Origin of the sequence: Mesorhizobium sp. M0904 (assembly GCF_040319475.1) — a bacterium.
Classification (GTDB): domain Bacteria; phylum Pseudomonadota; class Alphaproteobacteria; order Rhizobiales; family Rhizobiaceae; genus Mesorhizobium.
Map to the genome: position 1 here is coordinate 25,787 of NZ_JAMYOC010000023.1, position 25,649 is coordinate 51,435.

23 protein-coding genes are annotated in these 25,649 nt (G+C 64.3%); 4 read left to right on the forward strand and 19 right to left on the reverse strand.

Going from position 1 to position 25,649, the window contains the following annotated elements; translation table 11 throughout:
* Positions 1-160 precede the first annotated feature (160 nt).
* The 7 genes from NKH80_RS22895 to NKH80_RS22925 all read right to left on the reverse strand — a co-directional run bounded on the left by NKH80_RS22895 (position 161) and on the right by NKH80_RS22925 (position 7,313).
* Positions 161-1,129: an ABC transporter ATP-binding protein gene (locus NKH80_RS22895; protein WP_352993613.1), complete on the reverse strand. Its 969-nt coding sequence runs from the start codon at positions 1,127-1,129 to the stop codon at positions 161-163.
* Complete coding sequence (locus NKH80_RS22900; protein WP_352993704.1) at positions 1,129-2,139, reverse strand: ABC transporter ATP-binding protein; 1,011 nt, start codon at positions 2,137-2,139, stop codon at positions 1,129-1,131. The genes NKH80_RS22895 and NKH80_RS22900 overlap by 1 nt, the downstream gene beginning before the upstream one ends.
* The gene (locus tag NKH80_RS22905; RefSeq protein WP_352993615.1) at positions 2,136-3,053 is read right to left on the reverse strand and encodes a dihydrodipicolinate synthase family protein; all 918 of its coding nucleotides are present in this window, start codon (positions 3,051-3,053) and stop codon (positions 2,136-2,138) included. The genes NKH80_RS22900 and NKH80_RS22905 overlap by 4 nt, the downstream gene beginning before the upstream one ends.
* 18 nt (positions 3,054-3,071) lie before the next feature.
* Complete coding sequence (locus NKH80_RS22910) at positions 3,072-3,950, reverse strand: ABC transporter permease (protein ID WP_352993707.1); 879 nt, start codon at positions 3,948-3,950, stop codon at positions 3,072-3,074.
* A 23-nt stretch (positions 3,951-3,973) separates the two neighbouring features.
* Entirely contained in the window at positions 3,974-4,933 is a 960-nt protein-coding gene (locus NKH80_RS22915) for an ABC transporter permease (RefSeq protein WP_352993617.1), read from the reverse strand.
* Between the two features lie 65 nt (positions 4,934-4,998).
* Positions 4,999-6,579 carry an ABC transporter substrate-binding protein gene (locus tag NKH80_RS22920; protein ID WP_352993619.1) on the reverse strand — a complete coding sequence of 527 codons (1,581 nt, stop codon included), beginning with the start codon at positions 6,577-6,579 and terminating at the stop codon, positions 4,999-5,001.
* 20 nt (positions 6,580-6,599) lie between these two features.
* The gene (locus NKH80_RS22925; RefSeq protein WP_352896718.1) at positions 6,600-7,313 is read right to left on the reverse strand and encodes a FadR/GntR family transcriptional regulator; all 714 of its coding nucleotides are present in this window, start codon (positions 7,311-7,313) and stop codon (positions 6,600-6,602) included.
* A 100-nt stretch (positions 7,314-7,413) separates the two neighbouring features.
* Between NKH80_RS22925 and NKH80_RS22930 the strand changes: the two genes are divergently transcribed.
* The 3 genes from NKH80_RS22930 to NKH80_RS22940 are packed head-to-tail and all read left to right on the forward strand — an operon-like array spanning position 7,414 to position 10,317.
* Entirely contained in the window at positions 7,414-8,385 is a 972-nt protein-coding gene (locus NKH80_RS22930; RefSeq protein ID WP_352993621.1) for a Gfo/Idh/MocA family protein, read from the forward strand.
* Positions 8,382-9,377, forward strand: coding sequence for a Gfo/Idh/MocA family protein (locus tag NKH80_RS22935; protein ID WP_352993623.1), 996 nt, complete (start codon positions 8,382-8,384; stop codon positions 9,375-9,377). The genes NKH80_RS22930 and NKH80_RS22935 overlap by 4 nt, the downstream gene beginning before the upstream one ends.
* On the forward strand, positions 9,367-10,317 hold the full coding sequence (locus tag NKH80_RS22940; RefSeq protein ID WP_352993624.1) for a dihydrodipicolinate synthase family protein: 951 nt from the start codon (positions 9,367-9,369) through the stop codon (positions 10,315-10,317). The genes NKH80_RS22935 and NKH80_RS22940 overlap by 11 nt, the downstream gene beginning before the upstream one ends.
* Before the next feature lie 34 nt (positions 10,318-10,351).
* On the opposite strand, the gene NKH80_RS22945 is transcribed toward NKH80_RS22940, so the two are convergent.
* Both NKH80_RS22945 and NKH80_RS22950 read right to left on the reverse strand, forming a co-directional pair.
* Entirely contained in the window at positions 10,352-11,299 is a 948-nt protein-coding gene (locus tag NKH80_RS22945) for an LLM class flavin-dependent oxidoreductase (protein WP_352993626.1), read from the reverse strand.
* A 130-nt stretch (positions 11,300-11,429) separates the two neighbouring features.
* The gene (locus NKH80_RS22950) at positions 11,430-11,585 is read right to left on the reverse strand and encodes a hypothetical protein (protein WP_254817777.1); all 156 of its coding nucleotides are present in this window, start codon (positions 11,583-11,585) and stop codon (positions 11,430-11,432) included.
* A 268-nt stretch (positions 11,586-11,853) separates the two neighbouring features.
* Here NKH80_RS22950 and NKH80_RS22955 point away from each other — a divergent pair, with 268 nt between their 5' ends.
* Entirely contained in the window at positions 11,854-12,621 is a 768-nt protein-coding gene (locus NKH80_RS22955) for an SDR family NAD(P)-dependent oxidoreductase (RefSeq protein ID WP_352993627.1), read from the forward strand.
* Between the two features lie 14 nt (positions 12,622-12,635).
* On the opposite strand, the gene NKH80_RS22960 is transcribed toward NKH80_RS22955, so the two are convergent.
* From NKH80_RS22960 to NKH80_RS23005, 10 genes are all read right to left on the reverse strand, one after another.
* Positions 12,636-13,580, reverse strand: coding sequence for an ABC transporter permease (locus NKH80_RS22960; RefSeq protein ID WP_352993629.1), 945 nt, complete (start codon positions 13,578-13,580; stop codon positions 12,636-12,638).
* On the reverse strand, positions 13,577-14,632 hold the full coding sequence (locus NKH80_RS22965; RefSeq protein ID WP_352993631.1) for an ABC transporter permease: 1,056 nt from the start codon (positions 14,630-14,632) through the stop codon (positions 13,577-13,579). The genes NKH80_RS22960 and NKH80_RS22965 overlap by 4 nt, the downstream gene beginning before the upstream one ends.
* Positions 14,632-16,116 carry an ABC transporter ATP-binding protein gene (locus tag NKH80_RS22970; protein WP_502896211.1) on the reverse strand — a complete coding sequence of 495 codons (1,485 nt, stop codon included), beginning with the start codon at positions 16,114-16,116 and terminating at the stop codon, positions 14,632-14,634. The genes NKH80_RS22965 and NKH80_RS22970 overlap by 1 nt, the downstream gene beginning before the upstream one ends.
* 209 nt (positions 16,117-16,325) lie before the next feature.
* Positions 16,326-17,357: a BMP family protein gene (locus NKH80_RS22975; RefSeq protein ID WP_352509104.1), complete on the reverse strand. Its 1,032-nt coding sequence runs from the start codon at positions 17,355-17,357 to the stop codon at positions 16,326-16,328.
* A 169-nt stretch (positions 17,358-17,526) separates the two neighbouring features.
* The gene (pcaF, locus tag NKH80_RS22980; RefSeq protein ID WP_352993633.1) at positions 17,527-18,732 is read right to left on the reverse strand and encodes a 3-oxoadipyl-CoA thiolase; all 1,206 of its coding nucleotides are present in this window, start codon (positions 18,730-18,732) and stop codon (positions 17,527-17,529) included.
* A gap of 175 nt (positions 18,733-18,907) precedes the next feature.
* The gene (locus NKH80_RS22985; RefSeq protein WP_352690280.1) at positions 18,908-20,971 is read right to left on the reverse strand and encodes a 3-hydroxyacyl-CoA dehydrogenase NAD-binding domain-containing protein; all 2,064 of its coding nucleotides are present in this window, start codon (positions 20,969-20,971) and stop codon (positions 18,908-18,910) included.
* A gap of 103 nt (positions 20,972-21,074) precedes the next feature.
* A complete protein-coding gene (locus tag NKH80_RS22990) occupies positions 21,075-22,022 on the reverse strand; it encodes an ABC transporter permease (protein WP_352993635.1) in 948 nt (315 codons plus the stop codon).
* A 2-nt stretch (positions 22,023-22,024) separates the two neighbouring features.
* A complete protein-coding gene (locus tag NKH80_RS22995) occupies positions 22,025-22,999 on the reverse strand; it encodes an ABC transporter permease (RefSeq protein ID WP_352993636.1) in 975 nt (324 codons plus the stop codon).
* 1 nt (position 23,000) lies between these two features.
* Entirely contained in the window at positions 23,001-24,494 is a 1,494-nt protein-coding gene (locus NKH80_RS23000; RefSeq protein ID WP_352701422.1) for a sugar ABC transporter ATP-binding protein, read from the reverse strand.
* 74 nt (positions 24,495-24,568) lie between these two features.
* Positions 24,569-25,582, reverse strand: a complete 1,014-nt coding sequence (locus tag NKH80_RS23005; protein WP_352649408.1) for an ABC transporter substrate-binding protein — start codon at positions 25,580-25,582, stop codon at positions 24,569-24,571.
* Positions 25,583-25,649 lie beyond the last annotated feature (67 nt).

A 25,649-nucleotide genomic window follows, 5' to 3' on the forward strand; every position in this document is an offset into this window, starting at 1 on the left:
GACGAATGGGAGGAAACATCCGGCGCAGCGTGCATATGGGTCGGCATCGCTGACGTTTCAATGACGGGAACGACAATAACAGCTTCGTGAAACCGGGCGGTGGATGTCGATGAACGCCTGGGATTGGGGACCTGTTTGACCGTTGTCTGGGCAATTATTCCTAAGCGATGTCGTCGCGAATGCAGGCCTTCAGATGGCCGTCGGCTGTCGCCCTCAGTGGCGGCACGGCCGCGGCGCAAGCCTCCAACGCGAACGGGCAACGGGTTCGGAAAACACAGCCCGACGGCGGGTTCGCCGGACTGGGAATATCGCCTTTGAGCACCTGCCGGCCTTGCCTCGCCAGCGGATCGAGCGATGGAATGGCTGACAGCAGCGCACGCGTGTAGGGATGCTGCGGTCGGGCATAAAGCTCGGCCGCCGGCGCAACCTCCATGATGCGCCCGAGATAGAGCACGATGACCGTGTCGCAGATGTACTCGACGACGGCCAGATCGTGCGAAATGAACAGCATGGTCAGGCCGAGCCGGAGCTGCAGGTCGCGCAACAAATTGATGATTTGCGCCTGGATCGAGACGTCGAGTGCCGAGACCGGCTCGTCGGCGACGATGAATTCCGGCTCGAGCGTCAGCGCCCGGGCGATGCCGATGCGCTGGCGCTGGCCGCCCGAGAATTCATGGGCGTAGCGGTCATAGGCGTCGAACGGCAACTCAACCGCGGCAAGTGCCTTCGCGGCCTTCGCCCGCCGCTCGGACCTCTTGCCAATGGCTTGAATGTCAAGGCCTTCGGTGAGGATCTGCCCTATCGTCATGCGCGGCGACAGGCTGGCGAAGGGATCCTGGAAAATATATTGCATCTTGCGACGCTGGCGGCGCAACTGGGCGGCACCCAGCCTGGTAATATCGGTGCCGTCATAGGTGATTTGGCCGGATGTCGGCTCGATCAGACGCAGCACCGAGCGGCCGATCGTGGTCTTGCCGGAGCCGGACTCGCCGACCAGGCCGACCACCTCGCCACGCCTGACATCGAAGGAAATGTCCTCCAGCGCCCTGACCACCGGGGCACGCGAGAATGCTGTCGGCGCAAAATGCTTGGTCAGGTTTTTGACCGAGAGGAAGGGAACGTCGGCCATCAGAGCTCCTCCCAACGCAGGCAGCGGCTTTGCTGGGTCGGCGTCGCCGCAAACAAGGGCGGGACTGCGGCGCGGCAGGCAGCGATAGCCATCGGGCAGCGCGGCGCGAAGGAACAGCCTTTGGGCAGCAGCGCGAGCGACGGAACATTTCCGGCAATGGTCGGCAGCGGCGTGCCCGCCAGCTTCAGTGCCGTGGCCTGGCCGAGCCGCGGCACCGAGCGCATCAACCCGGCGGTGTAGGGATGACGCGGACGGGTGAACACTTCGCTCACCGGACCTGTTTCGACGATACGCCCGGCATACATCACCGCTACGCGATCGGCGATTTTGGCGACGACGCCGAGATTGTGGGTGACGAACAGGATGCCCATGCCGCGCTGCGCCTGCAGCTCGGCCAAAAGATCGAGAATCTGGGCCTGGATCGTGACGTCCAATGCCGTTGTCGGCTCGTCGGCGATCAGCAAGCCCGGATCGCAGGACAGGGCCATGGCGATGGTGGCGCGCTGGCGCATCCCGCCCGAAAGTTCGTGCGGATACTGCCGCGCCCGCCGCTTCGGATCGGGAATGCCGACCTGTTCCAGCAGCCGCACCGCGTCTGCTTCTGCCTCGCGGTGCGATTTGCCGAGATGGATGCGGATCGGTTCGGCTATCTGCTCGCCGATCGTGTAGACCGGGTTGAGGCTGGTCATCGGCTCCTGGAACACCATGCCGATCTCGTTGCCGCGTATCTTGCGCAGCGACTCCGTATCGAGGCTGGTCAGTTCGGTGAGCGTGCCGTTCTTGCGTCGCAGCGCGATCGACCCCTCGGCGATATGTCCGACCCTTTTCGGCAGCAATCCGATGATCGACAGGCTGGTGACGGACTTGCCCGACCCGGATTCGCCAACGAGCGCCACGGTCTCGCCGGAGCCGATCGTCAGGTCGACATCCCTTACCGCCGCGATGTCGCGCCCCGCAATGCGGAACACCGCGCGCAGGCCGGAAATCGACAGGATCGGCGTGGCGCTCAGCGGAGCAGCCCCACATCGCGAAGGATCATGTCGATCTTTGCGGTTTCCTGCTCGTTCAGGCTGCGCTGCGGCCGCGCCATGGTGTTCGAGGCGATGATGCCGAGGCTCTTCATCGCCGCCTTGAAGGCGCCGACGCCGGCCGAGCCGGCGCTGGTCCTGCCGAGCGAGATCCAGACGATCTCGAAAAGTTTCAACAACCGCTCCTGCTCCAGGCGGGCTTCGGCAAGCTGGCCCGCGTGCGTCAGCTTCCACAGCCTGACATAACCATGCGGGTCAACATTGGCGAGGCCCGGCACGACGCCATGCGCACCCATCGCCAGCACGCTGTCGACCAGGATCTCGGAACCGGTCATGCCGAAGAAACCGGGATCGTCGGCCATGTCCTTGAGCACGTAACGCAGATTGCCGTCATCGCCGCTGGAATCCTTGATACCCGCAATGGCTCCTTCCCTGGCGAGACCGACCGTGGTCTTGCGCTCCAGCTTGACGTGCACGCAGACCGGGATGTCGTAGGCGATGACCGGAATGTCGATCGCATCTTTGATGTAGCGGAAGTGATCGCCGATCTCGGGCTGGCTGGTGCGGGTATAAAACGGCGCGGTGACGACGATGGCGTCGGCACCGGCCGATCTGGCGATGCGGGCGTGGTTGATGACGCGGTCGGTCGTCGGGTCGATAACACCGGCGAAGATCGGAACCCGGCCGTTATTGACCTTGACCGCGTGCTCGAGGACGGCCCTGCGGCCCGCCTCGTCGTGGAAGACCACCTCGCTGGTCGAGCCCAGCACGAACAGCCCGTGGACGCCGCCGTCGAGCAGGTTCTCGATGGTGCGCGTGAACGACGGGAAATCGACGCTGAAATCGGCATTGAGCGGGGTGACGACAGGTGGCACGACGCCGGTAAACAGGGGCATTTTGATGAACCTTCGAGGTCAGTTGAGATCGGAGCGGGGATCGAATGCGTCGCGCAGGCCGTCGCCGATGAAGTTGATGGCGAGCACCGTGAGCACCAGCGCGGCGCCTGGGAACATCCATTGCCACGGATAATTTTCAAGCACGACGGTGGAGCGGGCGAGATTGAGCATGTTGCCCCAGCTGGCTTCGGGCGGCGCGATGCCGAGGCCGAGGAAGGACAGGCCAGCCTCGAGCAGGATGGCGTTGGCGATCTGCAAGGTGGCATAGACGACCAGGATATCGATGCAATTGGGCAGGCCGTGCCGGAACAGCAGATGCGGCAGCCCCGCGCCCATGCCGCGGGCGGCAACGACGAAATCGCGCTCGCGCAGTTCGAGCAGCCGGGCGCGCACCATGCGCGACAGCACCGGCCAGGAGAGCAGCGAGATCACCAGTATGGTGGGCGCGATGCCGGTGCCGGCTATCGAAGCCAGCACCAGCAGGAAGATCACCGGCGGCAGCGTCATCGCCAGATCGACCAAGCGCATCACCGTGCCGTCGACGAGGCGCCCGCCAAAGCTGGCGCCGGCGCCGACCAGGAAGCCTATGACGGTCGATATGGCGACCGAGCAGACGGCGACCAGCAATGAGATCCGCCCACCTTGCAGCAACCGGGCCATGACGTCGCGCCCGACGCCGTCGCTACCCAGCCAATGAATGGCCGACGGCGCCTTGTTCATCGCCCTGAGGTCGATGGCGTTCGGGCCGAACGGCCACCACAAAGGATATGTCGAAACCGCCAGCAGGATCGGGATGACGATCAAAAGCCCGGCACGCGCCGCGCGGTTTTCGAAAAAGCGGTCGAACGCGCGGCGGAGCGGCCCCTTGGTCTGCGGTAAGGCTGTCGGGTCGACCATTGGGTCCGGCGCAGTGATTGCCATCACGCCACCTGAATGCGCGGGTCGACGACGGCATAGACGACGTCGGTCAACAGGTTGACCAGGATGACGCAAACGCCGATCACCAACGTGGCGCCCATGATCACCGGGTAATCGCGGGTGCCAACGGCATTGACCAGAAGCAGTCCCATGCCCGGCCAATTGAACACGCTTTCCAGGAAGATGGCGCCGCCAATGGCGATGCCGACGGTCGAGCCGATCAGCGTGATGACCGGCAAGAGCGCGTTGCGGGTTGCATGCTTGATGATAACCCAGAACTCGCGCACGCCCTTGGCACGCGCCGTCCGCACGTAATCCTGGTTGAGCACTTCCAGCAGCGAAGCGCGCATGTAGCGCATGATCAGCGCGGCATGGCCGATGGACAGCAGGCAAGCGGGCAGGATGAGGTGCGCAAGCACGTCGGCCATCGAGAACGACGCACCCGCGGTCTGCATGCCGCCGGACGGCGCCCAGCGCAGCAGCACCGAGAAAAAATAGAGGCCAAGCAGCGCCGTCAGAAAAGCCGGGCTGGAGATACCGATAAACGACAGCACCGACAGCGCGATGTCGGACGGTTCGTTACGGCGCACCGCGCTGAAAACGCCGGCGGAAATGCCGAGCACGATGGCGATCGCCAGGCCCGTGCCCATCAGCAGCGCGGTCGGGCCGATGCGCTCCATGACCAGCGGCAGCACGGCGACGCCGCTGCGCTGGATCGAAAAGCCGAAATCGCCGCCCAGCGCCGCGCGCAGCCAGGCCAGATATTGCACGGGAAGCGGCCGGTCGAGCCCAAGCCGTTCGCGCAGCCCCTCGAGATCGGAGGCGGACATCGGCACCGACGGGTTGATATAGGCGTCGATCGGATCGCCCGGCGCCAGCCGCAACAGGATGAAGATGAGGACGCTGAGCGTGACCAGCATCAGCAATCCTGTAGCGCTGCGGCGGGCAATGAAGCTCAACATGGGCTATCCGTGGCGGTGGCAGGCGGCGCCAAAGTGGTCCGCCTGCTCGCTTCGTTGCGGAGTTCTTACTGGATATCCCAGCGCTCCGGGTGAGCTGCGTAGGGGCCGCCGCCCGGCGCCGGCGTCCAGACGAAGTCACGCAGCTTGTTGGAGGCCACGCCATAGCGGTTGGCCACCCACAGCGTTGCCCAGGGCAGGTCCTTGTTCATCACCTTGCAGACCTCCTGCCAGGATTGGTCGATCTTGGCCGGATCGGTCTGGCCGAGGGCGGCGTCCAATGCAGCGCTCAGATCGTCGAAATCGATGCGCATGGTGTTGAAGCCTGCCGGCGGGATCTGCGACTTGTTGAGGCCGGGGTTGAGGCTGGCCGGATTGGGGCCGTTCTGCAGGCCGGCATAGACCATCGGAAAGGCATTCCAGTCCGGCGTGCCTTGTTTGTAGACGATGCCGTTATAGGTCGGCGTATCGACGACGCGCGGCACCACGTTAATGCCGACTTCGGCCAGCATCGACTGGATGGCGGCCATCACGTTGGCCGCTTGCGGCGAGCCGTAATAGGTCAGCAGGGTGATCGGTTTGTCGCCGTTGATCTTGTCCCAGCCCGCCTCGGTCAGCAGCGCCTTGGCCTTGGCCAGATCGTAGGCATATGGTTCGAGACCCTGGGGAACGAGATGCGGCGCGACATAGCCGCAATTGGCCGGCTTGGCGGCACCGCCATAGAGGCTGTCTATAATGGCGTTGCGGTCGATCGCGTACATGATCGCCTGGCGGACACGGATATCCCTGAACAGGTCGACCTTCTGATTCAGGCCGATATAGTTGACCACGTAGGAGGCACCTTCGATCACCTTGAAATTGCTGTCGCTTTTGAAGGAGGCCGCATCGTCGGGCTCGACATAGGTGAACTGGATTTCGCCGGCACGGAGCGCGGCGACGGCCGCCGCCGGTGACTCGAAATAGCGGTTGATGAGCACGTCTACCTTCGGCTTGCCGCCGCGATAATCGTCATCGGCTGCCAGCTCGACATATTGGTCGCTCACGTAGCGTTTGAACTTGAACGGGCCGGTGCCGACCGGAGTGGTCGACCACCAGGTGCTGGTCGCCAGCGCATCCGGCGACAGGGCGGCCAGGGCATGCTCCGGCAGGATCATCAGCTGCGAGAGGATCGATAGAAACGATCCGTTCGGTTTCGATAGCTTCACCACTGCGGTGTGGTCATCCGGCGCATCGACCGAGGCGATATCGGCGAGACGGGCTGCAAACAGGCTGCCGGAGGCCTTGTTCTTGGCAAGCTCGAGCGTGAACTTGACGTCCTTCGAGGTGAACGGCTTGCCGTCGTGCCAAGTCTCGTTGACTAGGTTGAACGTATAGCTCAGCTGGTCGTCGCTGATCTTGTAGTCCTTGGCGAGGTCGCCTTCGATCTCGGTCAGCCCGGCATTGTAGATGACCAGCGGTTCAAAATAGGTGCTGAGCCAGGTGTAGCCGCCGGTCGCGACCAGCGGGTTGAAGTTCTTGGGAAAGCCGCCGGGACCGACGTCGAAGCCGCCGGCGATGGTTTTGGCGTTTTGTGCCTGGACGCTGGTCACTGGGGCAATGCTGGCGAGCAGCAGCCCTGCGATAGAGAATGCGGTGGTCCTGATGCGCATGGTTTCCTCCCTTGGCATGTTCAGGGTGTTCGGTTCTTGGCGATAACCTGCTGGATTCCCCGGTAATGGTCGTCGAGCCGCCGACGCGCCTGGTCGACATCCTTGGCGGCGACGGCCTCGACGATCTCGTGATGGTCGCGCCATGTCGCCAGCGGCGTCGGATTATCGAGATTGGCGAAATTCGAGGCCTTGTTGAACGCCATCCAGAAGATGTCGATCAGCGCGCTCAGCATGCGATTGTTCTGGCAGCGGAACAGCAGCTGATGGAATTGCTGGTCCTCTTCGGCGAAGCTCTCATGGCGCTCGGCACGTTGCCGCATGCGCTCGGTCAACTGGCGCAGCGCCTCGATGTCATCGGCGCTGATCATCTCGATTGTCTTGGCGATGAGGCCGGTTTCCAGCACGCGACGGATTTCGCGCAGCTCTTCGACGTCGCGGAGCGAATCCTGCAAACCGTAGGCCAGGTTGTCCAGCAGCGGCTTGAACGAGAACTCCTTGACGAACACGCCGATGCCGCGTCGCGTCTCCAGGATGCCGATCGATTCCAGCGCCTTGATGGCCTCCCGCACAGAGTTGCGGCCGACGCCGAGCCGCTGCGCCAGGAACGTCTCCGGCGGCAAGGGATCGCCGGCCTTGAGCTGGTTGCTTTCGATATAGGCCCTGAGGCTTTCCTGCACGGTGACGTGAAGGAGCGGCGGCCTGCTCAACGGTTCGATCGACTTCAGTTCCGCCATCCCACTGCTTTCATCATCCCCTGGACTACCCTACCCGCTGCTTGTCGTATAGCCACTTGTAGGATATCCTGCAAGCCCATAGCAAACGTGTTGCTCCCGAATGAAGATAATCCTCGCCGGTTCGAGCCACTGGCATGCCGAAATGCACCTCGACGCCGCACGCTTTTACGGTGCGGAGATCGTCGGTAACTGGGACGAGAATCCTGGCCAAGCGCATGCGTTCGCCGCGCACCACGACCTGCCGTTTATTGAAGATTTCACGGAGATACTCTCCAGCCCGCCGGACGTGATCCTGTTGATGGGGCACCCTTCGACGGTGCCGGCGCGGGCACGTGCGATCATCGGGGCAGGGATACCGCTGATCCTGGAGAAGCCGGCGGCCAGCCATACGAGGGAACTGATGGCGCTGCGCGACCTCGCCCGACAGCACCAGGCCTTTGTCGCTGTGCCCCTGCCCAATCGTTTCGGGCCGGCCGTTGCCGCCTTTGAGCGGCTGCACCGGCAGGGCCGTGCCGGTGTGGTGGCGCATTGCCAGTTCCGGCTGGTCAATGGCCCGCCTGGGCGCTACATCGCCGACGGTGTCGCCTGGGCCGTCGACCCGGCGGTTGGTGGTGGAGGTGCGTTGCGGAATCTCGGCATACACGGCGTGGATGCTGCACTCAGCCTCGCAACCGGCAGGCTTGGCCTGAAGACCGTTTCGATCGCGAATCGCATCCATCCGGGCCCGGTCGAGGATCATGCGCTGCTGGTGCTGGAAGACGAGGCCGGCGCGCTGTTCATCGTCGAGGCCGGCTACACCTTTGCCTCGATGCGCCCCGGTGGCGACTTCGAATGGCGCATCGTCGCTGCCAATGCGACCCTGGTCGACCACGGTGATCGTGCCATCTGCGCCACGCTCGACGATGCGGCAATCGTCGATCTGCCGGTCGAATTGCCGGCAACGCGCTACCGTCTGTGCATGCGCGACACGCTTGACCGGCTGGCCAGAAAGGCGCCTCCGTCGGTGTCCATCGAGGATTACGTTGCGGCGATGTCGCTGATCGACGCCGCTTACGAAAAGGCAGGACCATGATTGGAATAGGAATTATCGGCGCCGGCGATTTCGGCGCGGCCCATGCGCGGGCAATCCGCGAGGTTGGAGGCATTCGCCTCGCCGCCGCCTCTCGTGGAAATTCCGATGCACTGCAGCAATTCACCGCCGAATATGGCGGCAGCGGCTACACCGACTGGCGTCGGCTGCTGGACGACAAGGAGGTCGACGCGGTCCTCATTGCCAGCCCGCATCACCTCCACGCCGAAATGGCCATCGGCGCGGCAGAGGCCGGCAAGCACATCCTGCTCGAAAAGCCGATGGCGCCGACGGCGGCCGCCTGCGATGCGATCAATGCCGCCGTGGCCGAGAGCGGCGTCAAGCTGATGGTCGCCCACCTCATGCATTTCGCCCTGCCCTGCATGGCGGCCAAGCAGGTGCTGGAGGAAGGAGTGCTCGGCCGGCCGCTCATCGGATCGAGCTGGATCATCAAGCTCTGGATGGAGCACAATCGCCGCGACTGGCATCTGCGCAAGGCGAGCGGCGGCGGCATGCTGTTGACTGCCGGCATCCACGCGCTCGACCGCCTCGTCTGGCTGATGGATGACGATGTCGTGTCGGTAAGCGGCATGCTCGGCGCCAAGTTCCATGACCAGGAAGCAGACGACACCGCCTTGCTCGGACTGCGCTTCGCCGGCGGCGGCATCGGCCAGGTGCAGAGCGTCGGGTACCGCACCGGCGCTACGACCTACGCCATGGACCTTATCTGCGAGCAGGGAACGCTGCGCATCGACATGGACCGCGGCACGATGCTTGGCCGCGATACGGTCTCGACCGAGCTGCCCGGTTCCTTTGAGCCGAACTGGATGCATAACGCGCTGGTGCGCGAATGGCGCGCGATGCGCGATGCCATTGCCGACGACACACCGGTGCCGGTCGACGGCGCCTATGGGCGCAAGATGATCGCCATTATCGAGGCTGCCTTTGCCTCGAACGAAACCCGCCGCGAACACGAGATCGCCGGTGGACGCTGATCTTAACGACCACCTGGCTCGCTTGCCGGCACACGCGCCGCGCGGCGTCTGGGGCGCAGTGATGCTGGCCATTGATGATCGCGGAGCGATCGACTGGCAGGCGACGAAAGAGACGATCGCCCGGCTCTGCGCCTCAGGTGTCGACGGCGTCTATTCCAATGGCACGGCCTGCGAATTCCATTGTCAGACCGAGCCCGAATTCGACCGGCTTTGTGAGCTGGTTGCCGAAACAGCCGGCCGCGCGCGCCTTCCTTTCCAGATCGGCATCAGCCAGTCCAATCCGCGCGTCGCGCTGGAGCGGCTGACGCGGGTCGCCGCACTTCGCCCGACGGCGGCTCAATTCACCTTGCCCGACTGGTGGCCGCCCAGTGACGACGAGATCATGCGTTTTGTCGGCGGCCTCTGCGAGGCCGCGCCCGAAACGCCGCTGGTGCTCTACAACCCGCCGCACGCTAAGCGCCGCCTGACGCTCGACGGCATCGCCAGGCTGCGTGCGGCCGTGCCATCGCTGGTCGGCGCCAAGCTGCCGGGCGGCGACGCTGGCTGGTATGCCGATATGCGCCGCAAACTGGACGGATTCTCGGTCTTCGTTCCCGGCCACACGCTGGCGACAGGGTATGCCGGAGGCGCTCACGGCAGCTATTCCAACATTGCCTGCTTCAACCCGAAGGGCGCGGTGATGTGGTGGCAGATGATCCGCACCGACATGGTCGCAGCTGTCGAGGTCGAGGCCCGCATACGGGCCTTCCTCGCCGCACATGTTCTACCGTTTCGCACCCGTTACGATGTCGGGGATGCAGCACTCGACAAGGCGATGGCGGCGGCCGGCGGCTGGGCGCCGCTCGGCCCGCGATTGCTCTGGCCCTACAGCTCCGTTCCGGATGAGGAAATCCCGATCTTGGCCCAGGCCGCTCACGCGACTTTCCCGGAATGGCAGTAGCGCCGTCAGCGAGGTGCGTGACGACGGCGGCTCTTCAGCAACCGGCTCTCGCGCCCTGTGTCGCGCGTGACGCAAACGCCCCCGGCTGAGGGATATCGGCCTCGCGCCGTGCCAGCGAATTGCGCAGCAGTGCGATCGCCTCGCGGCCGGCCGTCGCAATCTCGCGTGGCCTGTCCACGCCGACGATCATGAACTCCTTGATCCCCAAAGCGACGTAGGAAAGCAGCGACAGCGCGACCTGCGCCGGCGGCCCGGCAAGTTCGACCGCCTTCTGGCAGGAAGTGGCCGGTTTGTCTTCCGAACGGATTTGGACGGGAAGCGCGAAACGCAGCTTGCCGGCCCGGCCGTGTTCGGCGGCGGCGCTGCGTACACGCTCCATAGACTGACGGATTTCTGCAAGCGGGCCCGGCGCCAGCTCGAACACGTCCGCATGCCTGCCCGCGACCCTGAGCGCCGTGCCGGACCGTGCGCCCATGCGGATGTTTACGTCGGCGCCATGCGGCCCCTTGCGCGGCACATAGCCGCCTTTGATGCTGTAGAAAGCGCCTTCATGGTCGAACGGTCTGTCGTTCGACCACAACCGCTTCAGCAGTACCAGATATTCGTCGATGCGTTGCCAGACCACCGTATGGCCGGCTGGACGTGCCTCGGCATCGTCGTCGCCGAGCGGCTCGCTGAGCATCCTGAGCGACAGCCGGCCACCGCTTCTCGCGTCGAGGGCAGCGAGCTGCCGCGCCGCCACGATTGGTTCGATCACGCCTGCCCAATGGGTCAGAACGACTTCCAGCGACGAGGTGCGGTCCAGCGTCTGGGCGGCAAGGTCCATATTGGTGAGCAGCCCGGCCTCGTCGTCGATGACGATCCTCTGGAATCCGGCATCCTCGATCAGTGACAGTTTCGTCGCGGTCTCGACAAAGTCATAGAAAAAGCTGGCGTCGGCAGCGTGGATCTTACCGGGAACATGCGTGAACTCGATCGGCATTGCCATCTCCTCCATCACGTTGGAATCAGGGCGCGCAGAAGCGCACCGGCATTCAGTTCATCAACTCCGGAATTTCTGCAAACGGCAGGCCGCTATCCCGAGGAAGCCTCGACGATCAAGGCCTCAATAGTCAGGGAATCAGCCCGAGGACCACTGCCCCGGTGAATACAAACGCAAGGGCAAAGACGAGATAGGCGAAAGCGCCGGCGTAGGCCGGCCGCCATACCTGGTCGGAACCCAGCCTTTGACCTCTGCGGGCAGTCTGAGTGTTCTGGCTATAGGACATATCGACCTCCGTCTCGACGCTTAATCTATAAAATCGGTAGACTTTGTCGAGTGCTATTTTCGCGCGATCCTTAGAACAATTTTCTCCGAACGGCGGACAAATTAGTGCTTTTACTGCTTAGCGCGCTGCCTTTTGAGGCAGGCGGGGTGACGGCAGAAAATGGCAGGTCCACGTGTCCGTGGCTCCTTGGCCAGCCATTGGATGAGGGATAGCATCGCTGCTTCAGTGGAAAGCCGCGACGTCACGGCAAGGCAGCACGGAGCAAAACATGGGCACAAGACTGGCCGGCAAGGTCGCCATCATTTCGGGCGGCGCGACGGGCATGGGCGGTGCGGCCTCGGAGCTTTTCGCGGCCGAGGGCGCCAAGGTGGCGATCATCGACCGCAACGGCGATGCGGCGGGTGCCACCGCAGCAGCAATCAGGCAACGCGGCCATGTCGCCGAGCACTGGGTCGCCGACGTATCGGACGAGGCGCAGGTCGAAGCGGCGGTGAAGGACGTGATGGAAAAATTCGGCCGGGTCACGGTTCTGTTCAATCACGCCGGCACCATCGTCATCAAACCCTTCCTGGAGACCACGCTGCAGGAATGGGAATGGCTGCATGCCGTCAATGTGCGTTCAATGTTCCTGATGACGCGCGCCGTGCTGCCCGGCATGATCGCCGCCGGCGGCGGTTCCATCGTCTGCACCTCGTCGATCTCGGCGGTGGCGGCGACGCCAATGGAGGTGCTCTACGATACCACCAAGGGCGCCTGCCATATGTTCGCGCGTGCCATCGCCGTCGAGTTCCGCGACCGCAACATCCGCTGCAACGCGGTCTGTCCAGGCTTCATCAGGACACCGCATGGCCTGCGCGAGGTCGCCGATCTCGACAAACTCGGCGTCGATGTCTCAGACGCGGCAATGGCGGCGCAGCAGGGGCGGATCGGCGAGCCGGAAGAGGTGGCGAAGGCAGCCCTGTTCCTGGCCAGCGACGAGGCCAGCTTCGTCAACGGCGCGCATCTGTTCGTCGACAACGGCTTCACGGCGATGTGAAAGGCGAAGCGCCGTTACCGCTCTTCGCGCCGGAACGGCTTGAGCAGCGCCGACGGCGCCACCGCATTGCGCGACATGACCGCCATAGCGACGATAGTGAAGATGAACGGCAACATCAGGAACGCCTCGTAGGGGATATGGCCAAGCCCGCTCGCCTGCATGCGCAACTGCAAGGCGTCGACGAAGGCAAACAGCAGTGCCGCGCCTGCCGATCGCCACGGATCCCAGCGGCCGAAAACGACGAGCGCGATCGCCACCCAGCCACGTCCGGAAACGACGCCGAAGGTGAACGCGTTGAACTGCCCCATCGACAGGAAGGCGCCTGCGAGCCCCATCAAGGCACCGCCGAGGATCACCGCCTGGAAGCGCGTTGCGATGACGCTGACGCCTGCCGAATCGGCGGCCCGCGGGTTTTCACCGACCATACGAACCGACAGGCCCCATGGCGTGCGGTAGAGCACGAAGGCGGCCAGGGGAATAGACAGCATCGCCATGTAGACCAGCGAAAACTGGTTGAACACCGCCGGCCCAAGCACCGGTACGTCGGACAGGATCGGGATTGGCAGCGTCTCGAACCCCTTGATGTTCGGTGGCACCGATCGCTGGCCGAAGATCAGCCGGTAGAGGAAATAGGCAAGGCCCGACGAGAACAGCGTCACGCCGATGCCGCAGACATGCTGGCTGAGGCCGAGCGCTACCGTGAACAGCGCATGCACGGCACCCATCAGCGCCCCGGTCAGCACCGCCGCAAGCACACCGAGCCACAGGCTGCCGCTGAGGCTCGCCGCGGTGAAGCCGGTCATTGCCGACAAAAGCATGATGCCTTCGATGCCGAGATTGAGCACACCGGCGCGCTCGGAAAACATTTCGCCCAGCGTTGCGAAGGCCAAGGGCGTGGCGATGCGGATGATGGCGGCCAGGAAGCCGACCTGGAAGATTTGCTCCAGCACCACGCTCATTTGGCTATTCCCACGCGGCGGATGCGATAGGCGGTGAACAGCAGCGCCACCAGCATGGCGAGCAGCGCAGTTCCCTGGATGACTTCGCTGAGGAAGGCCGGAACGCCGGTCGCCCGCGACATCGCCTCGGCGCCGGTCATGACGGCGGCAAGGAAGATCGCCGCCGGCACCACGCCGAGCGGATTGAGCCTCGCCAGCATGGCGACGACGATGCCGGAATAGCCATAGCCCGGCGAGATGTCGCTCATCACCTGGAAATGCACGCCGCCGACCTCGCCGACGCCCGCAAGGCCGGCCAATGCGCCGGACAGCAGCGCCGTCGAAATCAGCACCCGCTCGACATTGATGCCGCCATAGCGCGCGGCTTCCGGGTTCTCGCCGGTGACCCTGATGCGGAAGCCGAGCGTCGTACGCGCGACCACGAACCAGATCAGGGGTGCCGCGACCAGCGCCGCGACGACGCCGAGATGCAGCCGCGTGCCTTCGATGAGTACCAGGAAATTCGCTGAATCCTCGATCGGCGGCGAGATCGGGTAGCCGCTGAAACTGTCCTTCCATGGCCCCTCGATCAGCGCCATTAGTGCGTAGAAAATGACCGAATTGAGCAGCAGCGAGCTGACCACGTCATCGACCCTGAATTTCACCCGTAGCGTCGCGGGGATCAGCGCGACGGCAGCGCCGGCGGCCCCACCCGCCAGCGCCATCAGCAGCATGGCGAGCGGCCCCGGCATCGGGATGGCGCCGACGGCACAGCTCGCCACCGCACCGGCGAGCAATTGCCCTTCGGCGCCGATGTTCCAGAACTTGGCGCGGAAGGCGACCGCCACGGCAAGCCCTGTGAAGATCATCGGGGTGGCACGCACCAGCGTTTCGGTGACGGCGTAGCTGTCGCCCAGCGACGCCGAAAACATCACGCTATAAGCCTCGACGACGCCGGCGCCAGCCAGTGCGATGAGGCCGCTGCACAAGATCAGCGTCGCCCCGATGGCGAGCAGCGGCAGCGCCAGACTGAACCAGGCGGGCGTTGAGGTGCGGGCCTCGAGACGGAACATCACGCCTCCGCTCCGGTCATCATCAACCCGAGTCTAGCGACGCTGGCGTCGGCACTGTCGAGCGTGCCGACGATGCGGCCCTCATACATCACCGCGATACGATCCGAGAGCATCAGCAACTCTTCCAGGTCCTCGCCAATGACGATGATGCCGCAGCCCTTGGCGCGCATGTCGAGGAATTTTTCGTGGATGAAGCGCGCGGCGCCGATGTCGAGGCCGCGAGTCGGCTGCGAAACGATCAGCACCTTTGGATCGAAGGCGAGTTCGCGCGCCAGAAGCGCCTTCTGCAGATTGCCGCCGGAAAGCGCCCCGGCGCGCGTCATCGGGCCGGGGCAACGTATGTCGTAGGCCTTGATCTGCGCCTCGGCGAAGGCGCGGATCGCATCCGGCTTGAGCAGGCCGTTGCGGCTGAACGCCGCCGTGCCGATGCGTGGCAGCACCATGGAATCGGCAAGCGGCAGATTGGTGACCAGCCCTGTCGTCATGCGGTCTTCCGGGATGCGGCCGAGGCCGAGCGCCTGGACTGTGCTCGGCGAGAACCGCGAAACCGCTTTGCCGGCTATGGTCATCTTCCCGGCATCGGGCGCACGCACGCCGGAGATGACCTCGGCAAGCGCGCGCTGGCCATTGCCGGAGACGCCGGCGATGCCAAGGATCTCGCCGCCACGAACCGACAGCGAAACATCGTGCAGCGCCATGCCGGAATGATGCGATGTCGAGATACCGTCGAGGGTCAGCACGGCCGCACCGGGCATCGACGGTCCTCTGGCCGGAGGCACGATCTCGTGGCCGCACATCAGCCGCGCCATCTCCGAGGACGTCGTGCTGGCCGGCGCATCGACCCGGCCGGCGACGCGCCCGTGCCTGAGCACGACGCAGCGATGCGTCAGCGCCCGCACCTCGTTGAGCTTGTGCGAGATGAAGATGATGCCGAGCCCTTGTGCCGCCATCGAGCGCAGCGCCGAAAACAGTCCGTCGACCTCTGTCGGCGCCAACACCGCTGTCGGCTCGTCGAGGATCAGCAGCCTTGCGCCGCGAAACAGCGCCTTGACGATTTCGAGCCGCTGCTGCTCGCCGACCGCCAGCGCCGAGACGGGAAGGTCCGGGTCGAGCGTCAGCCCGTGCTGGCGGCCGATCTCGGCGAGCCGCGCCAGCCCGCCGGGACGATCGATCCGGCCCGATCTGCCGGGAATACCGATCAAGAGGTTTTCCAGCACCGAAAGCCGCGATGCGAGATGGAAATGCTGGTGCACCATGCCGATGCCGGCGGCAAGCGCATCGGCCGAACTGTTGATCGTCACCGGCCGGCCCTGCACCAGGATCTCGCCGGCATCGGGCGCATAGGCGCCGAACAGCACATTCATCAGCGTCGTCTTGCCGGCACCGTTTTCGCCGAGCAGCCCGAGGATTTCACCCGGCGCGACGCTGAGATCGACGGCTTCGTTCGCCTTGACGGCGCCAAAGCTCTTGGAGATGCCGCGCATTTCGATGAGAGGGGCAGGCGTTGACAAGGCGGGATCCTGGTGGCGTTGACGCCGATATCCCTCCCCCTTGAGGGGAGGGTGCCGAGCGAAGCGAGGCGGGAGGGGTCACCTCAACTGCCTCGACCTCTGACTGAAAAAGATGGAGCGCGTCGCCGCGGACCCCACCCGGCTCTGCGGGCCACCCTCCCCACGAGGGGGAGGGCAAGCACCTAATCCGAGACCGGCGTATTCTCATCGACATCGACGCGGAAATTGCCGTCAAGGATTTCGGCCTTCTTCTTTTCGACCAAGTCCTTGACCTCGGCCGGCAGCGTCTTGTCGAACTTGTGGTAGGGCGCGAGGTAGGAGCCGCCCTTGGCCATGCGCGAGAAATCGCCGTAATCCTGCGCGGTGAAGACGCCGGCCTTGACCAGCTTGATTGCCTGCTCGACGGTCGGATACATGTCCCAGACCGGGCCGGTGATCACGGTGTCGGGGCCGAGGCTCGATTGGTCCGACATGTTGGAGATAGCGAGGATCTTCTTCTCGACCGCCGCTTCGATGACGCCAAAACGCTCGGCATAGATGACGTCGACGCCGGCGTCGATCTGGGCGACAGCAGCTTCCTTTGCCTTCGGCGGATCGAAGAACGAGCCGATGAAGGCGACCTTCTTCTTGATGTTGGGATTGACCTCCTTGGCGCCGGCAAAGAAGGCGTTGACCAGCCGGTTCACTTCCGGAATGCCCATCGCCGCGACGGCGCCGATCGTGCCCGATTTCGACATTTTTCCGGCAATCATGCCGGACAGATAGGCCGGCTCGTGGATCCAGTTGTCGAAAACCCCGAAATTCGGTTCGGCCGGCCCGGCGCCGGAGCCGAACAGGAAGGCGGTCTTCGGGAATTGCTTGGCGGTCCTGCGCGATTCGCGCTCGGCGGCGAAGGCATCGCCCAGCACCAGCTCATAGCCGCCCTGCGCATATTCGCGCATGACACGGCTGAAATCGGCGGTCTGTACCTTCTCCGACCATTTGTATTCGATGCCGAGTTCCTTCTCGGCCTTCTGCAGGGCGACATGGATCTGGTTGTCCCACGGTTCCTCGATCGGCGTGGCGAAGATCGCCGCCACTTTCAGCTTCTTGGTCTTGGCAAAGGCGCTCCTCGGCAGCATCGCCGCCGCCAGGCCGAGCGCGCCCAGCTCCAGCACGTTGCGTCGCGAAAGCCCTTCGCGTTTCGATTGGATTCTGCTCTTCCCGTTGTCCATTGCATGCCCCTCTGATTGGCGCCGTGTCGAGCCGGCTCTCTTCTCTGGAATATCGGCGAAGGAACTATGGAACGGTGCCCGGCTTTTGTCCACATGGTCAAATTTGGCCGGGCGGAACTGCTGTAAACGTTCGTGTAATCGCACCTTTAGAACGACCGGAGCTGCTTGCTCACAATCTCTCGAGCGCCACCGCGATCCCCTGGCCGACCCCGATGCACATGGTCGCGAGGCCGTAGCGGCCGCCGCGTTCGCGCAGCTCCAGCGCAGCCGTGCCCGTGATGCGCGCCCCGGACATGCCGAGCGGATGGCCGAGCGCGATGGCGCCGCCATTCGGGTTGACGTGCTCCGCATCCTCGGCAATGCCGAGTTGGCGCAGCACCGCGATGCCTTGCGAGGCGAAGGCCTCGTTGAGCTCGATGACATCGAATTGTCGCGGCTCCAGGCCGAGCCGGGCGCATAGCTTTTGCGTGGCCGGCACCGGACCAATGCCCATGATGCGCGGCGCCACGCCGGCGGTGGCACCGCCGAGAATACGGGCGATCGGCGTCAACCCGTATCTTTTCACGGCCGTTTCCGAGGCGACGATCAGCGCTGCGGCACCATCGTTAACGCCCGAGGCATTGCCGGCGGTAACCGTGCCGCCTTGCCGGAACGGCGTCGGCAACTTGGCTAACGAGTCGATCGTCGTGCCTGCTCGCGGATGCTCGTCCTTTGATACGATCACCGGATCGCCCTTGCGCTGCGCGATCGTCACCGGCGTAATTTCCTTCGCCAGCCGACCATTGGCTTGCGCGGCGATTGCCTTGTCCTGGCTGCGCACGGCAAACGCATCCTGGTCTGCGCGGGAGACAGCGAACTCTTCCGCCACGTTCTCACCGGTCTCCGGCATCGAATCGACGCCGTATTGCTTCTTCATCAGCGGATTGATGAAGCGCCAGCCGATCGTGGTGTCGTAAATCTCGGCATTGCGCGAAAAGGCGGTCTCCGCCTTCGGCATGACAAACGGAGCACGGCTCATCGATTCGACGCCGCCTGATACTATCAGCTCCGCCTCGCCGGCTTTGATGGCGCGGGCAGCAATCATCACCGCATCCATGCCCGAACCGCAGAGGCGATTGACGGTCGAGCCGGGAACCTCCTTGGGCAGGCCGGCCAGCAGCAGCGCCATGCGCGCCACATTACGATTGTCCTCACCGGCCTGGTTGGCGCAGCCATAGACGACATCGTCGATGGCGGCCCAGTCGATGCCCGAATTACGCTCGACCAGCGCCTTCAAAGGGATAGCGCCGAGATCGTCGGCACGGACCGCCGACAGCGAACCGCCGAAGCGTCCAATCGGCGTGCGGATGTAGTCGCAGATATAGGCCTCGGCCATAATGCAGCCTTCCCTTTCCCGGCCCAGCCATGTTGGCCGCATTCTCCTCGAGACGAAAGCACATCTCGCCGCCGGCCGTTAGGCCAAAGACAATTTCAGCTGCCGCCTGCGGGGAGCGGCGGATCAGCCGATGCTTTCTCCACCGTCGATCACCAGCGCCTGACCGGCGTTGATACTAGCCGCCGTCCCAGGAACCGGTTTCGGCCATTTGCCTAAGCAGAGGTGCCACTCGAAAGACGTCCTTGCCGGTCTGCTGGTGCCAGTGATCCAGCCGCTGGATGATCTTGTCCACGCCTTCGAGGCTCGCCCAGAACATCGGCCCGCCTTTGCCGACCGGGAAGCCGTAGCCGTTGACCCAGACAAGGTCGATATCGGACGCCCGGGCGGCAATCTTTTCCTCGAGGATTTTGGCGCCCTCGTTGATCATCGGATAGAGCGTCCGCTCGATGATCTCCTCGGCGCCGATTGGCCGCGGTGCAATGCCGCGTTCGGCAGCTTTGTTACGGATCAGCGTCTCGACCTCGGGATCGGGCAGCGGCGTGCGCGAACCGTTCTCATAACGATAGAAGCCGCTGCCGGTCTTCTGGCCGAAATGTCCCTGTTCGCACAACGCATCGGCGATCACGGCCGACTGGCCACGCGCCTTGCGGTTGCGCCAGCCTATGTCGAGGCCGGCGAGATCGCTCATCTCGAACGGCCCCATCGGCCAGCCAAAATCGGTGAACACCTGGTCGACCTGGCTCGGCATGGCGCCTTCCAGCAGAAGCGTCTCCAGTTCCGCACCGCGCGCCGCCAGCATGCGATTGCCGACGAAGCCGTGGCAGACGCCGACAACGACCGGCACCTTGCCGATCCGCCGTGCCAGATCGACGATGGTCGCCAGCACGTCGGGCGAAGTCTTGTCGGCGCGGACGATTTCCGAAAGCTTCATGACGTTAGCCGGCGAAAAGAAATGCATGCCGAGGAGATCTTGCGGCCGCGACGTCGAACCGGCGATCTCGTTGACGTCGAGATAGGAGGTGTTGGTGGCGAGGATCGCGCCCGGTTTGGCCACCGCATCGAGCCTGCCGAAGACATCCTTCTTGACCGCCATCTCCTCGAACACGGCCTCGACGATCAGGTCGCAATCGGCGAGGTCGGCATAGTCGGTGCTGCCCCTGAACAAATCCAGCCGCTCGCGCTTGGCGTCTTCGCTCAGCGATCCGCGGATAACGGAAACGGCATAATTCTTGTCGATCGTCGTCAGTCCGCGTTGCAATGCTTCCTGCGTCGTCTCCAGCAAGGTCACGGGAAGACCGCCATTGACGAACGCCATGGCGATGCCGCCGCCCATGGTGCCGGCGCCGATGACGCCGACCCGGGCGATCTTGCGCCTGACGACATCCTTGCCGGCAATCTTTGCCGCCTCACGTTCAGCGAAGAACAGATGCCGCTGCGCGCGTGACTGGTCACCGGCGACAAGCTTGAGGAACAGGTCGCGCTCCGCCGCCAGCGCTTCGTCGAAGGGCAGCGTCAGGGCGTTGCGGACCGACTGCGCACAGGCGATCGGCGCTTCGAGGCCGCGTGCTTTTTTGGAAAACGCTGCCGCCTGCTTGTCGAAAGCCGGCAAGTCGGCCTGGTCGAGGCGATCATTGCGGTCGCGCACGGGCGTGAACGGATCGCCTTTCGCGGCCGTTTCGCTGGCGAAACTCACCGCTTTCGCGATCAGGTCGCCATCGAAGACGGCATCCACCAGGCCGTCGGCGAGCGCCTCGGCAGCACCGATCGGCGTTCCCGAAACGATCATGCTGAGTGCCTTTAGCGGACCAACCAGGCGCGGCAGGCGAACCGTGCCGCCGCCGCCCGGCAGCAGGCCGAGCTTGACTTCCGGCAGGCCGAGCCTTGCCGTTCGGTCGGCAACACGGAAATGGCAGCCGAGCGCCAGTTCCAGGCCGCCGCCGAGCGCAGTGCCGTGAATAGCTGCGACCGTCGGCTTGGTAATAGTTTCCAGCACGGCGACAATAGCGCGCAATTCCGGCTGCTGCGCCGGTCTGCCGAATTCGGTGATATCGGCGCCGGCGACGAAGGTCCGCCCGGCGCAGGCGATCACGATTGCTCCGACCGACGGCTCGTCCCGCAGGGAAACGAGCGCCCGCATCAACGGCTCGCGCACATGGAAGCTCAGCGCGTTGACCGGCGGATTGTCGATGATCACCACCGCGACGTTGCCATGCCTTGTGGTGCTGACGAAATCGGACACGCAAACCTCATACAACGATGTTGGCCAATAGCGCGACGGGATTTACAGCGCTGGCATGCGGATGGGAACCACGTGTTTTGCGGGGGATCGTTATCCCCTCGCCTTAGCGCAGCGCCTTCTGCCCACCGGCGGCGGTGATGACGCCGACGATGATCAGCCCTGTCAGCACCAGGCGGACGCCGACGCTGACGCCGAACGTGTTGAGCATGGTCAACAGCAGCACGAGAAACAGCGCCGCGCCCCAGACCCCCGGCACATTGGCCTTGCCCCCAGCCACCGACGTGCCGCCGATGACGACGACCGCGATCGAGGCCAGCAGATACTCATTGCCGATATCGACATTGGCGCCGCGGAAATAGCCGGCGAGCAGTGCGCCGTCGAGGCCGCCGAGCGCGCCCGACAGCATGTAGGTGAGGAAGCGGGTGCGGCCGACATTGACGCCGGCCAGCCAGGCGGCGCGGATGTTCTGGCCGATCGCCAGCACCGAGCGTCCGTAGATCATGCGCTGCAAAACGATGCCGGCGCCGATGGTGAACAGCACGGTGAGGATCGCCAGCACCGGGATGCCGAACACCTGCCAGTTGGTGAAGTCGGCAAAGCCCGGCGGCGGCTTGATCTGCAGGCCCCGCCCATAGCTGATATCGACCGACTGGATGACGAAGCTGGCCGACAGCGTCGCGATGATCGGTGGAATGCGCAGCGCCCATATCAGAAGGTAGTTGACGGCGCCGATCGCCATGCCGCAGGCAAGCGCGGCCAGCAACCCGACCGCGATCATCGCATCATTGCCGTCCATGACCTTCATGGCGACGGCGCTGGCAAGGCCGATGTTGGCCGGCAGCGACAGGTCGACATTGCCCGGCCCGAGCGTGATGACGAACATCTGGCCGACGCCGACAATGACGGTGAAGACCGCCAGCGACAGCGCCGCCGTGATCATGCCGCCGCCGCCATAGCCGCCGGTGAAGGCGATGGTCGCCAGCCACACCAGCAGCGCCCCGAAGAATGACCAGATCCAGGGTCTGGCGAGCAGTGTCCGCAGCGAAGCCATGCTCACCTCTCCCTGCGGCTGATCAGCACCCGCGCTGCCAGCACGATGATCAGGATGGCGCCATTGGCGGCGACCTGCCAGTCGGGCGGAATGTGCATGAAGGTCAAGAGCGGCGATGCGGCCAAAGCCAGCGTCAGCGCGCCGATGACGGCGCCGATCGGCGACACCCGGCCGCCGACGAACTCGCCGCCGCCGAGGATGACGCCGGCGATCGAAAGCAGCGTGTAGCCATTGCCGATATTGGCATCGGCCGAGGTGGTGATGCCGATCAGCGCCATGCCGGACAAAACGCCGAACAGACCGGTCAGCGCAAACAGCGCGATCTTGGTGCGCAGCAGCGACCAGCCGGCGCGCTTGAGTGCGGCTGAATTGCCGCCCGATCCTCGCAGGATGACGCCATAGGAGGTGCGCATCAGGCCAAAGTGGACGACGGCCGCGATCAGCAATGCCGCGATGATCGGGAATGGAATGAAGGGTGGCTTGAAGGCCATCAGCGCCAGCAGCCAGTCCGGCGCCTTGCCGCCGGGCTTGGGCAGGATGAGGATGGCCAGGCCCTGCCAGACGAAACTCATGCCGAGCGTCACCACGATAGAGGGCAGGTTGCGCAGGTGGATCAGCGCGCCGAGCAGCGCGTAGACGCCGATCGACCCGAGCAGGATGACGACGCCGAGCAGCGGCGCGTCCTTCAGCCACGTCGCCGTGACGCAGCCGACGAAGCCGACAAAGGTGCCGATCGACAGATCGAGCTCGTTGCCGGCGATGACGAACATCTGCGCGATCGTCGCCAGTGCGATCGGGATCGCCAGATTGAGCATCAGGCTGAAGCCGAAATAGCTGATGGCGCGCGGGTTGAGCCAGGCGATGGCGATGAGCACCAGCGCCAGCGACAGTGCCGGCAGCAGGCTGCGCAGCATGCGCGCCCGCCTCGTGGCGCGAGCCGAAGATTTTAGCCCATTCTCGACGGATGCCGCTGTCATCTCAGGCCGCCTCGCCGAACGAGGACTGGATGATTTTTTCCTCCGTCAGTTCGTCGCGACGAAGGTTGGCGACAATGCGGCCGTTCTTGAACACATAGATATGGTCGCAATTGTCGAGCTCTTCGGTTTCGGTGGTGTACCAGAGGAAAGTGCGGCCATGGCGAGCCTCCTCGCGCACCAGGTCGTAGACTTCGAGCTTGGTTCCGATGTCGACGCCGCGCATCGGATCGTCCATCAGCACGATCTTGGCGTCGGAGCCGAGCGCCCGCGCGAACAGCGCCTTCTGCTGGTTGCCGCCGGACAGCGAGAAGATGTTGTTGTTCATGTCGGGCGTACGGATGCCGATTTTCCGCTGCCACAACTCGGCGAGCTCGGCTTCGCGCTGCGGCGAGATCAAGAGGCCGTTGCGCAATCGCGCCAGCGAACGGATGCCGATGTTCTCGGCAATCGACCACTGCGGAAAAATCCCGTCCGACTGGCGGTCGCCGGCAACCAGCGCCACCGGCGCGGTGACCTCGATGCCGGTCCTGGCGCGGGAAGCCGCCGCAAAGATAGCCAGCAAAAGATCGGTCTGCCCGTGCCCGGCAAGTCCGGCAAGGCCGATGATCTCACCGGCACGGGCGACGAGCTCGTTGCCGTCCTGCTGTCGCGCCGGCCGCGCCCGGACCCGCAGCGGACCGGGCTCCGGCTTGCCGCTCGCAATCTCTGCAGCGGCCTTCTCGCGTGCCTCCGCTCCGCCCATCGCCGTCACCAGCCTGTCGCGGTCGAATTGATCGGCCTGCCCGGCGGCGACGACCTTGCCGTCGCGCATCACGACGATGCGGTCGGCATTTCCGAGCACTTCGCCGAGCACATGCGAGATCAGGATGCAGCTCTTGCCGGCGGCTACGAAGCGGCGCACGAACGCCAGCAGCTGGCCGGCGGTATGCGCATCGAGCGAGGATGTCGGCTCGTCGAGGATGACCAGTTCGAGCGGCTCCTGCGTGACCGTGAAGGCGCGCGCCACCTCCACCATTTGCCGGCTGGTGATGGAAAGATCACCGACGATGTCGGATGCCGAGATGCTGTGGCCGGGGAATATCTCGTCCAGCTTGGCGGCGATCAGATCGGCCGCCTTGCGCCGCCAGCCGAAGCCATTAAGCGACGCGTGGTTGATCCGCGTGTTCTCGGCGACGCTGAGGTTCGGGCAGAGCGATAGTTCCTGGAAAACACAACGGATGCCGAGCTGCTGTGCGCGCGGCACCGAATAACTTGCCTCGACACCGCCGCGGACCGCGATCTGCCCGCTGTCGGGGGCAAGCGTGCCTGCCACCATATGCATGAGCGTCGATTTCCCGGCGCCGTTATGGCCGACGAGACCGACGCATTCTCCGGCACGAACGCTGAAATCGACACCGGCGAGCGCCTTGACGGCGCCGAAATGTTTTTCGGCTCCGTCCAGTCTTATGATGTCCAAACTGACGGCGCCGAAAAGCTTTTCGGCGCCGTCCGGCATGAGGATGTCTGCATTGGCCTCGGGCATCCCTCAACGATACCCGGTTATCCGTGGCGGCAACAATAGTGCCATGCTCACTTGATGTTGGCCTTGATCGCGGCGATGGCGTCTTCCTGCGTGTATTCGTGGCTGGCGACGCCGCCCTTCGGAATCTTCGGCAGCGCGGCCTCGAAATCATCCTGTGTGAAGGCAAGATAGGGAACCAGCAAGTCGTGCGGCACGTCGGTGCGGCCGTCGAGCACCTGCTGCGCCACCCAGAAGGCAAGCGTCGATACGCCGGGCGCGATCGATGCCGACCAGGTCTGGTAACCGTCCTTGTCCTTCTGCTCCTTCCACCACTGCAATTCGTCCTGGCGATTGCCCATGATGATGGTCGGGCGCGGCTTGCCGGCGGCGGCGAAAGCCTGCGCCGCGCCGTAGCCGTCACCGCCCTGGTCGACCACCCCGACAACATCCGGCAGCGACGGCAGGATCGTTGCGACGGCTTTCTGTGCCGTTGTCTGGTCCCAGTCGCCGGTCACCGAGCCGACGATCTTGAACTCGGGATGGGCAGCGACACCCTCGAGGATGCCGGCGTGGATGGCGTCGTCGATCGAAGTGCCGGCGAGACCGCGGATTTCCAGGAGATTGCCGCCCTTGGGCTGGAACTTGGCCATCTGCTCGACTTCCTGCTTGCCCATGTCCTTGAAGTCGACGACGACGCGGTAGGCGCAGGGTTCGGTGACGATGCCGTCGAAGGAGACGACGACGATGCCGGCGTCGCAGGCCTGCTTGATGGCGCCGTTGAGGGCATCCGGAGACGCCGCGTTGATGACGATCGCGTCATAGCCCTGCAGGATCAGGTTCTGCACTTGCGCTGCTTGCGTCGGCACTTCCTTGTCGGCCGTCGTGAAGACGTCCGCGGCGCCGACCACCTTGTCGGCAACCGCCTTCTTGGTGACGATGGCGTAGCTGTCCAGCATCGCCTGCCGCCAGGAATTGCCGGCGTAATTGTTGGAGAAGGCGATTTTCTTGCCGCTGGTGTCGGCAAGCGCGGTGCCCGAGGCGAGCATCGCCGCAAGGGCGCCCAAAACGAATATTTTCTTCATGTCATACTCCTCCCGTGAGTTGCTGTCTTACTGGTGGCTAATGGCTGGCTGATGGCTGATACGCTCA

Bases quoted from the DNA above. Each gene is read 5' to 3' on its own strand.
- NKH80_RS22895 (WP_352993613.1), bottom strand. From the start codon at position 1,129: ATGGCCGACGTTCCCTTCCTCTCGGTCAAAAACCTGACCAAGCATTTT.
- NKH80_RS22905 (WP_352993615.1), bottom strand. From the start codon at position 3,053: ATGCCCCTGTTTACCGGCGTCGTGCCACCTGTCGTCACCCCGCTCAAT.
- NKH80_RS22910 (WP_352993707.1), bottom strand. From the start codon at position 3,950: ATGGTCGACCCGACAGCCTTACCGCAGACCAAGGGGCCGCTCCGCCGC.
- NKH80_RS22915 (WP_352993617.1), bottom strand. From the start codon at position 4,933: ATGTTGAGCTTCATTGCCCGCCGCAGCGCTACAGGATTGCTGATGCTG.
- NKH80_RS22920 (WP_352993619.1), bottom strand. From the start codon at position 6,579: ATGCGCATCAGGACCACCGCATTCTCTATCGCAGGGCTGCTGCTCGCC.
- NKH80_RS22925 (WP_352896718.1), bottom strand. From the start codon at position 7,313: ATGGCGGAACTGAAGTCGATCGAACCGTTGAGCAGGCCGCCGCTCCTT.
- NKH80_RS22930 (WP_352993621.1), top strand. From the start codon at position 7,414: ATGAAGATAATCCTCGCCGGTTCGAGCCACTGGCATGCCGAAATGCAC.
- NKH80_RS22935 (WP_352993623.1), top strand. From the start codon at position 8,382: ATGATTGGAATAGGAATTATCGGCGCCGGCGATTTCGGCGCGGCCCAT.
- NKH80_RS22945 (WP_352993626.1), bottom strand. From the start codon at position 11,299: ATGCCGATCGAGTTCACGCATGTTCCCGGTAAGATCCACGCTGCCGAC.
- NKH80_RS22950 (WP_254817777.1), bottom strand. From the start codon at position 11,585: ATGTCCTATAGCCAGAACACTCAGACTGCCCGCAGAGGTCAAAGGCTG.
- NKH80_RS22955 (WP_352993627.1), top strand. From the start codon at position 11,854: ATGGGCACAAGACTGGCCGGCAAGGTCGCCATCATTTCGGGCGGCGCG.
- NKH80_RS22960 (WP_352993629.1), bottom strand. From the start codon at position 13,580: ATGAGCGTGGTGCTGGAGCAAATCTTCCAGGTCGGCTTCCTGGCCGCC.
- NKH80_RS22965 (WP_352993631.1), bottom strand. From the start codon at position 14,632: ATGTTCCGTCTCGAGGCCCGCACCTCAACGCCCGCCTGGTTCAGTCTG.
- NKH80_RS22970 (WP_502896211.1), bottom strand. From the start codon at position 16,116: ATGCGCGGCATCTCCAAGAGCTTTGGCGCCGTCAAGGCGAACGAAGCC.
- NKH80_RS22975 (WP_352509104.1), bottom strand. From the start codon at position 17,357: ATGGACAACGGGAAGAGCAGAATCCAATCGAAACGCGAAGGGCTTTCG.
- pcaF (WP_352993633.1), bottom strand. From the start codon at position 18,732: ATGGCCGAGGCCTATATCTGCGACTACATCCGCACGCCGATTGGACGC.
- NKH80_RS22990 (WP_352993635.1), bottom strand. From the start codon at position 22,022: ATGGCTTCGCTGCGGACACTGCTCGCCAGACCCTGGATCTGGTCATTC.
- NKH80_RS22995 (WP_352993636.1), bottom strand. From the start codon at position 22,999: ATGACAGCGGCATCCGTCGAGAATGGGCTAAAATCTTCGGCTCGCGCC.
- NKH80_RS23000 (WP_352701422.1), bottom strand. From the start codon at position 24,494: ATGCCGGACGGCGCCGAAAAGCTTTTCGGCGCCGTCAGTTTGGACATC.
- NKH80_RS23005 (WP_352649408.1), bottom strand. From the start codon at position 25,582: ATGAAGAAAATATTCGTTTTGGGCGCCCTTGCGGCGATGCTCGCCTCG.